The organism is Streptomyces sp. NPDC054932 (assembly GCF_053610205.1).
Map to the genome: position 1 here is coordinate 21561 of NZ_JBSGXU010000106.1, position 7484 is coordinate 29044.

The window sequence follows — 7484 nt, forward strand, 5'->3', positions numbered from 1 at the left end:
CGGGACCAGGACCGTGGCCGTGGCCGTGGCCGTGGCCGCGGTCGAGACGGCGTCCGGGGTCGGCACCGGGACCGGGACCGGAGCCGTGGCCAGGGTCGGGACCGTGGCCGTGGCCGGGACCGTGGCCGCGGTCGAGACGGTGTCCGGGGTCGGCACCGGGACCGGGGTCGATACCCGGGCCGGGACCGGGGCCGGGGTCAGGGCCACGGAACGCACCGCCGAGCTCCCCGCAGGGGGACCGGCAGGGGGCCGGCGCATCGAGGGGCTTCTCCTCGGGCTCGCCGCCGGCGACGCGGCCGGCTGGCCCGCCGCCCGCCACCGCGCCAGCCGGATGCCCGAGTGGACCCGCCGTCTCACCCGCGAGCTCGACACCTTCGCCGAGCAGAACGCCACCACCACCCTCCCCGTCCCCATCGCCCTCAACCAGCCCCCCGAACCACTGCGCCTCGGCCCCTCCGACGACGCCGAGTGGGCGGCCTTCGTCGCCGAGTCCGTCCTCACCGCCGCCGGCGTCCTGCTCAGCGACCTCTCCCGCTCCCGCCGCATGCGCGCCGCCATCGACCTCGCGTGGAACGCCCTCGCGTCCGAGGTCGCCGCGGCGGCGGAACGCGCTCCCGAGGTCGAGTCCGCCGTTCTGCCCCTGCGCGCCCGGATCTCCGTCCGGGCCGGCCTCGGGAACCTCGCCACCGGGCTCCGCCCGCCCGCCACCGGCCACGACAACCCGCACTACTTCGACGACGCCGCCTGCGTCCGCGCCTGCGTCCTCGCCGTCGTACACCCCGGCGACGCCCGCGCGGCGGCCGACCTCGCCGAGTTCGACGCCCGCTACACCCAGGACGGCGACGGGGTGCACGGCGCCCGCGCCATGGCCGCCGCCATCGCCACCGCCCTCACCACCGCGGACGTCGACGCCGCCGTGGACGCCGCCCTCGCCCAGCTCCCCGAGTCCACCGAGATCGGCCGCAACGCCCGGCACGCCGTCCGGCTCGCCCGCACCCACAAGGACGGCGGCGCCTTCGCCATCGTCCCCACCCTCGAACACGAGATCGTCGACCACGTCTACAGCTACGGGATCGCCGCCGCGGAGACCGTCCCCGTGGCCCTCGCCCTCGCCACCGCCGCCCGCGGCCGGATGGCCGAGGCCGTCCCGGCCGCCGCCTGCCTGTCGCGCGTCGCGGACTCCGCCCCCGCCCTGGCCGGCGCGCTGACCGGCGTACTCGGCGGTGGCGACTCGATCCCCGCCGCCTGGCGCGAGGCCTGCCGCACCCTCTCCGGCTGCGCCCTCCCCCGCCTCGCCGGCACCGACCTCGTGGAACTCGCCGCGCTCCTCGCGGGCACGGAACTCACCTCACCCAAGGGATGATTCGGACATGACGCTCACGTTGGAGGACCGGGCCCGCGGCGCTCTCGTCGGAGCCGCCGTCGGCGACGCGCTCGGCGGCCCGGTGGAGGGCTGGACCCCGGACCAGATCGTGGAACGGCACGGCGGCCGCGTGCACGGCATCGTCGGCCCCTGGCACGAGAACTGGCGCACGGCCCGCCCCATCGCGCCGTACCACAAGGGCGACGGACACGTCACGGACGACACCTTGATGACGCACGCGCTGGTCCGGGTCTACGAGGCCGTACGGGACCACCTCGACGCCTACTCGATCGCCGGGCACCTGGTCCCCGACCTCATGTCCACCCCCCGCTGGATCCCGGAACTGGAGGCCGAGGCGCTGCCGTTGCAGCGGATCTTCCTCGCCGAGAAGTGGATCGTGACCCGGCTGCACTACGCGCACGCCGACCCCCGCGAGGCGGGCAGCGGCAACATCGTCAACTGCGGCGCGGCGATGTACATGGCGCCGGTGGGCATCGCCAACGCGGGCAATCCGGCGGGCGCGTACGCGGAGGCGCTGGACATCGCCGGGGCGCACCAGTCCTCGTACGGGCGGGAGGCGGCGGGCGTGTTCGCAGCGGCGGTGGCCGCCGCGTGCGTGCCGGGGGCGACGGCCGCCTCGGTGGTGGACACGGCCCTGTCCCTGGCCAAGGACGGCACGCGCGCCGCGATCGAGGCCGTCCGCGAAGTGGCTGCCGCGCACCGGGACTTCGAGTCGGCACTGGCCCCGCTGCGGGCGGCGGTGGCCCCGTACGACACGGTCGGTCCGGACTACCGCGCCCCCTCGCTCGGCGCCCGCCGGCCGTCCCGGCTGCACTCCATCGAGGAACTCCCGATCGCGCTCGGCATGCTGCTCGTCGCGGGCGGGGGGTACGAGACCGCGGTCCTCGGCGCGGTCAACTACGGCCGGGACTGCGACTCCATCGCCACCATGGCCGGGGCGATCGCCGGGGCCCTCGGCGGCGAGGCCGTGGTCCCCGCCGCCTGGGCCAAGCAGGTCGCCGAGGCCAGCCGCCTCGACCTGCACGCCCCGGCCGATGCACTGGCCGCGGTGGCCCGGGAGATCTTCGCCCTCGACCGCTCCCGCCGCCGGTCCCACGAATCGGCCTTCACCGCCATCGCGGATCTCGGGTGACGGGCACTGCCGGCCCGGTCCCGGCCGCCCCCACCCGCCCGGCGCGGTCCCGCCCCGGGCCCGTCCGGCTCACCTGGGCCCAGCCCGAGGACCTCGTCGGGCACGAGCTGCGCCAGGCCGCCGAGGACGGGCGGGACCCGGAGCCCGCCCGGCGGGCCTGGCTGGCGGCGGGCGGCAGCCCGGCCCCGGACCGCGCCGGCGCCTCCCCGACCCCGGCTCCGCCGGAGCTCCGCGCCCTCGCGGTCCGCCTGCTGGACGAGCTCGAGGCCCGGACGCCCCCGCGCGCCGCCGCCGAGCCACGGTCCTGGGCGGCGATCGTCAACGCCTGCCCGAACTGGCCCGCCCCCGCCACCACCGACGGCCCAGCCGCAGAACGGAACCCCGCCCGGTCCGGACACAACCTGCAGACCCGGCCGGAGGCCACCCGGCCGGACGCCCCCGGGCAGGGCCGGGCTCCCGGCGGCCCGGCCCCAGAACGGAACCCCGCCCGGTCCGGGCAGAACCTGCAGACCCGGCTGGAAGCCGCCTGGCTGGGACGGGCCGTCGGCTGTCTCCTCGGCAAGCCCGTCGAGAAGCTCCCCCTGGAGGGGATCCGGGCACTGGCCCGCGCCACCGGCAACTGGCCCCTGAACGACTGGTTCAGCGAACGCGGCGTACCGCCGCAGCTGCTGGCCTCGTACCCCTGGAACCGCCGCTCCGCCCCCACCTCCCTCGCCGAGAACATCGACGGCATGCCCGAGGACGACGACCTCAACTACCCACTCCTCGGACTGCTCCTGCTCCAGCGGCACGGCAAGGGCTTCACCACCGCCGACGTGGCCCGCCTCTGGCTCGACGAGCTGCCCGCCGGGCGGACCTTCACCGCCGAGCGCATCGCGTACCGCAACCTCCTGCTCGGGCTGGAGCCGCCCGCCACCGCCACCCACCACAACCCCTTCCGCGAGTGGATCGGCGCCCTCATCCGCGCCGACGTCCACGGCTGGACCAACCCGGGCGATCCGGCCGCCGCCGCGGCCCAGGCCCACCGCGACGCCGCCCTGACCCACACCGGCAACGGCGTCTACGCGGCCCTCTTCGTCGCCGCCGCCACCGCCGAGGCCGCCACCGGCCGGTCGGACGTCCACACCGCGCTGCGGACCGGACTGGCCGTCGTACCGCCCCGCTCCCGTCTCGCCGAGGCCGTCCGCCTCGGGATCCGGACGGCCCGGCAGGAGAGGGACTTTGACCTCGTCGTCGACCGGCTGCACGCCCGCTACGGGCACTACCACTGGGTCCACGCCGTCCCCAACACCGCCCTGATCGCGGCCGCCCTCACCCACGCCGACGGGGACTTCACCCGCTCCGTCTGCCGCGCCGTGTCCGGCGGCTGGGACACCGACTCCAACGGAGCCACCGCCGGGGCCCTCGCCGGACTGCTGGCCGGCTCCCCCGACGGCATCCCGCACCGCTGGACCGCACCCCTGAAGAACCGCCTCGCCACCACCGTCCCCGGCTTCGACGGCATCGGCTTCGACACCCTCGCCCACCTCACCGCACAGGAGGCAGCACGCTCATGACGGCCATCGCCGTGCTCGGCAGTACGAACATGGACCTCGTCGCCTACGTCCCCAAGGCCCCCCGCCTCGGGGAGACCGTCACCGGACGCGCCTTCCGCACCGTCCCCGGCGGCAAGGGCGCCAACCAGGCCGTCGCCGCCGCCCGCTCCGGCGGGAAGGTGGTGATGATCGGCGCGGTCGGGGCCGACGAGTTCGGCGTACGGCTGCGCTCCGCGCTCACCGCGGCCGGGGTCGAGACGGCGGGCCTGCGCACCGTCGAGGGCGCCAGCGGCACCGCGCACATCACCGTGGACGACGAGGGCGGCAACAGCATCATCGTCATCCCCGGCGCGAACGCGGCGGTCACCGGCCTGGAGGCCGGTGACGAGGCCCGGATCGCCGCCGCCGGATCCCTCCTCCTGCAGCTCGAGCTCCCCCTCGCCGCCGTCCTCGCCGGGGCCCGCGCCGCCCGCGCCCACGGTGTCCGTACGGTGCTCACCCCGGCCCCCGCCCAGCCGCTCCCCGCCGATCTCCTCGCCGCCACCGACCTCCTCGTGCCGAACGAGCACGAGGCGGCCGCCCTCACCGGGCTCACCGACCCCCTGCAGGCCGCCGAGGCGCTGCTGGCCGACGTGCCCGAGGTGGTCATCACGCTCGGCGCGGCCGGGGCCCTGTACGCCGCCCGCGGCCGGGAGCCGCTGACCGTACCCGCTCCCCGGGTCCGGGCCGTGGACACCACCGCCGCCGGGGACACCTTCGTCGGCGCCCTCGCCGTGGCCCTGGGCGAGGGCCGGCCGATGCCCGAGGCACTGCGCCGGGCCTCGGCGGCGGCCGCGCTGTCCGTGCAGCGCCCCGGCGCCCAGGACTCCATGCCGACCCGCGCCGAGACCGACGCGTTCGCCCTGGCCGGCTGGGAGGCGGAGCACGGGCAGGCAGGCCCCCACCGTCCCGCCGACGCGGCCGCCGCCGGATCGGGCGACATCGGTACCGGAGCCGCCTCGTGACCCCCGACGGGCCCCTGCCTCTGGCGGACGGGGATGTTTCGTCCGGCACCGGCGCCGCTCCGACGCATTCCGCCGGGGACGGGAGCGTGTCGGGGCGATCCCCGCAGGGCGCCGAACGCACCGCCGCCGCACCTTCCGACCCCGGGCCCCGTTCGGCGCCCGAGGAGACGCCCCGGCGCGCGCCCGGCCCCACCCGAACGGGCCCGACCGAAGCCCCGCCGTCCCCCCTCCCCCACGGTCGGCGGAACGCAGGCCAAGGGCCGGGGCAGAGGCCGGGCCAAGGGCCGGGGCCAGGCCCAGGGCCGGGGCAGAGGCCGGGCCAAGGGCCGGGGCCGGGCCAAGGGCCGGGGCAGAGGCCGGGCCAAGGGCCGGGGCAGAGGCCGGGCCAAGGGCCGGGCCCCCTGCAGGGCCTCCGCGTGCTCGACCTCGCCACCCTCTTCGCCGGCCCGCTGGCCGCCACCCTGCTCGGTGACTTCGGCGCCGAGGTCATCAAGGTCGAGCACCCCGGCCGCCCCGACCCCTCCCGCGGCCACGGCCCCGCCAAGGACGGCATCGGCCTGTGGTGGAAGCTGCTCGGCCGGAACAAGCGGACGATGACCCTCGACCTGTCCACCCCGGGCGGCCGCGACACCCTGCTGCGCCTCGCCGCCACCGCCGACGTGGTCGTCGAGAACTTCCGCCCCGGCACCCTGGAGAAGTGGGGACTGGGCTGGCCCGAGCTGTCCGCGGCCAACCCGCGCCTGGTCCTGGCCCGCGTCACGGCCTTCGGCCAGCACGGCCCGTACGCCCACCGCCCGGGCTTCGGCACCCTGGCGGAGGCGATGAGCGGTTTCGCCGCGATCACCGGGGAGCCGGACGGACCGCCGACCCTGCCGCCCTTCGGCCTCGCCGACTCGATCGCCGCGCTGACCTGCGCGTACGCCGTCATGACCGCCCTCGCGGGCCGGGACCGCACCGGGCACGGACAGGTCGTGGACCTGGCCATCGTCGAGCCGATCCTGACCGTGCTCGGCCCGCACCCGCTCTGGTACGACCAGCTGGGCTACGTCCAGCCCCGCACCGGAAACCGCTCCACCAACAACGCCCCCCGCAACACCTACCGCAGTGCCGACGGGCGCTGGCTGGCGGTCTCCACCTCCGCGCAGTCCATCGCCGAGCGGGTCATGCGGCTGGTCGGCCGGCCCGAGCTGATCACCGAGCCCTGGTTCGCGACCAGTACCGGGCGGGCCCGGCACACGGACGTGCTGGACGAAGCGGTCGGCGGCTGGATCGCCCGGCACAAGGCCGAGGAGGTGGTCGCCTCCTTCGAGGACGCGCAGGCGGCCGTCGCCCAGGTCTACGACGTACGGGACGTGATGGCCGATCCGCAGTTCGCGGCCCTCGACACGGTCACCGAGGTCGAGGACCCGGAGCTCGGCCCGCTGCGGATGCAGAACATCCTCTTCCGCCTCTCGGAGACCCCCGGCGGCATCCGCTGGGCCGGCCGCCCGCACGGTGCGGACACCGACGAGATCCTGACCGAGCTCGGCCTCGCCGGGGCCGAGATCACCGCACTGCGGACCGAGGGAGCCCTGTGATCCTGACCTGGCTGTACGCGCCCGGCGACCGCCCCGAGGTCGTCGCCAAGGCCCTCGGCTGCGGGGCGGACGCCGTCATCGTCGACCTGGAGGACGCGGTACCGGCCTCGCGCAAGGAGTACGCCCGCGCCGCGACCGCCGACCTGCTGGCCGACCGGCCCCCGCTCCCCGTCCACGTCCGCGTCAACGCCCTCGACTCCCCCTGGGGCGGCGCCGACCTCAACGCGCTCGGCGGGCTGCACGGCCTCGCGGGGCTTCGCCTGCCCAAGATCAACGCCCCGGGGCAGATCGCCGCCGTCGCGGAGCGCACCGGCGGGGTGAGCCTGTACGCCCTGCTCGAATCGGCCGTGGGCGTGGAGCGCGCGTACGAGATCGCCCGCGCGCACCCCGCCCTGCGCGGGCTCTCCCTCGGCGAGGCGGACCTGCGGGCCGACCTGGCCGTCAGCGCGGAGGCGGGCCTGGACTGGTGCCGCTCCCGGGTGGTGGTCGCGGCCCGCGCCGCGGGGCTGGCGCCCCCGGCGCAGTCGGTGTTCCCCGACATCCGGGACCTGGATGCGCTGGCCGTCTCCTGCACCCGCGGCCGCGCCCTGGGCTTCCTCGGCCGGGCGGCGATCCACCCGCGCCAGCTCCCGGTGATCGAGCGGGCCTATCTGCCCGCGCCCGGCGAGGTCAGCGCCGCCGTGGAGGTGCTGAGCGCGGCCCGGGCCACGCCGGGTGCGCTGGCCCTGCCCGACGGCAGGTTCGTGGACCCGGCGGTGGTGGCCGCGGCGCACCGCACCCTGGCGCTCGCCTCGCGGGTCCCCACGCACTGACCGGAGCCGGACGTGCGAGGGGGGCGCCGCGTCGTACGCG

The 7484-nt window shown here is 77.0% G+C and carries 6 protein-coding genes; all 6 read left to right on the top strand.

What is annotated here, in order from left to right:
• Positions 1-109: 109 nt before the first annotated feature.
• The 6 genes from ACWGE1_RS25465 to ACWGE1_RS25490 all read left to right on the top strand — a co-directional run bounded on the left by ACWGE1_RS25465 (position 110) and on the right by ACWGE1_RS25490 (position 7444).
• On the top strand, positions 110-1363 hold the full coding sequence (locus ACWGE1_RS25465; protein WP_453422811.1) for an ADP-ribosylglycohydrolase family protein: 1254 nt from the start codon (positions 110-112) through the stop codon (positions 1361-1363).
• A 7-nt stretch (positions 1364-1370) separates the two neighbouring features.
• Complete coding sequence (locus ACWGE1_RS25470; protein WP_453422805.1) at positions 1371-2516, top strand: ADP-ribosylglycohydrolase family protein; 1146 nt, start codon at positions 1371-1373, stop codon at positions 2514-2516.
• Positions 2513-4072, top strand: coding sequence for an ADP-ribosylglycohydrolase family protein (locus ACWGE1_RS25475; RefSeq protein WP_453422806.1), 1560 nt, complete (start codon positions 2513-2515; stop codon positions 4070-4072). The genes ACWGE1_RS25470 and ACWGE1_RS25475 overlap by 4 nt, the downstream gene beginning before the upstream one ends.
• The gene (gene rbsK / locus ACWGE1_RS25480; RefSeq protein WP_453422807.1) at positions 4069-5055 is read left to right on the top strand and encodes a ribokinase; all 987 of its coding nucleotides are present in this window, start codon (positions 4069-4071) and stop codon (positions 5053-5055) included. Before ACWGE1_RS25475 ends, rbsK begins: the two co-directional genes overlap by 4 nt.
• 401 nt (positions 5056-5456) lie before the next feature.
• On the top strand, positions 5457-6632 hold the full coding sequence (locus ACWGE1_RS25485) for a CaiB/BaiF CoA transferase family protein (protein WP_453422812.1): 1176 nt from the start codon (positions 5457-5459) through the stop codon (positions 6630-6632).
• A complete protein-coding gene (locus ACWGE1_RS25490) occupies positions 6629-7444 on the top strand; it encodes an HpcH/HpaI aldolase/citrate lyase family protein (RefSeq protein WP_453422808.1) in 816 nt (271 codons plus the stop codon). The genes ACWGE1_RS25485 and ACWGE1_RS25490 overlap by 4 nt, the downstream gene beginning before the upstream one ends.
• The last annotated feature ends 40 nt before the right edge of the window (positions 7445-7484 follow it).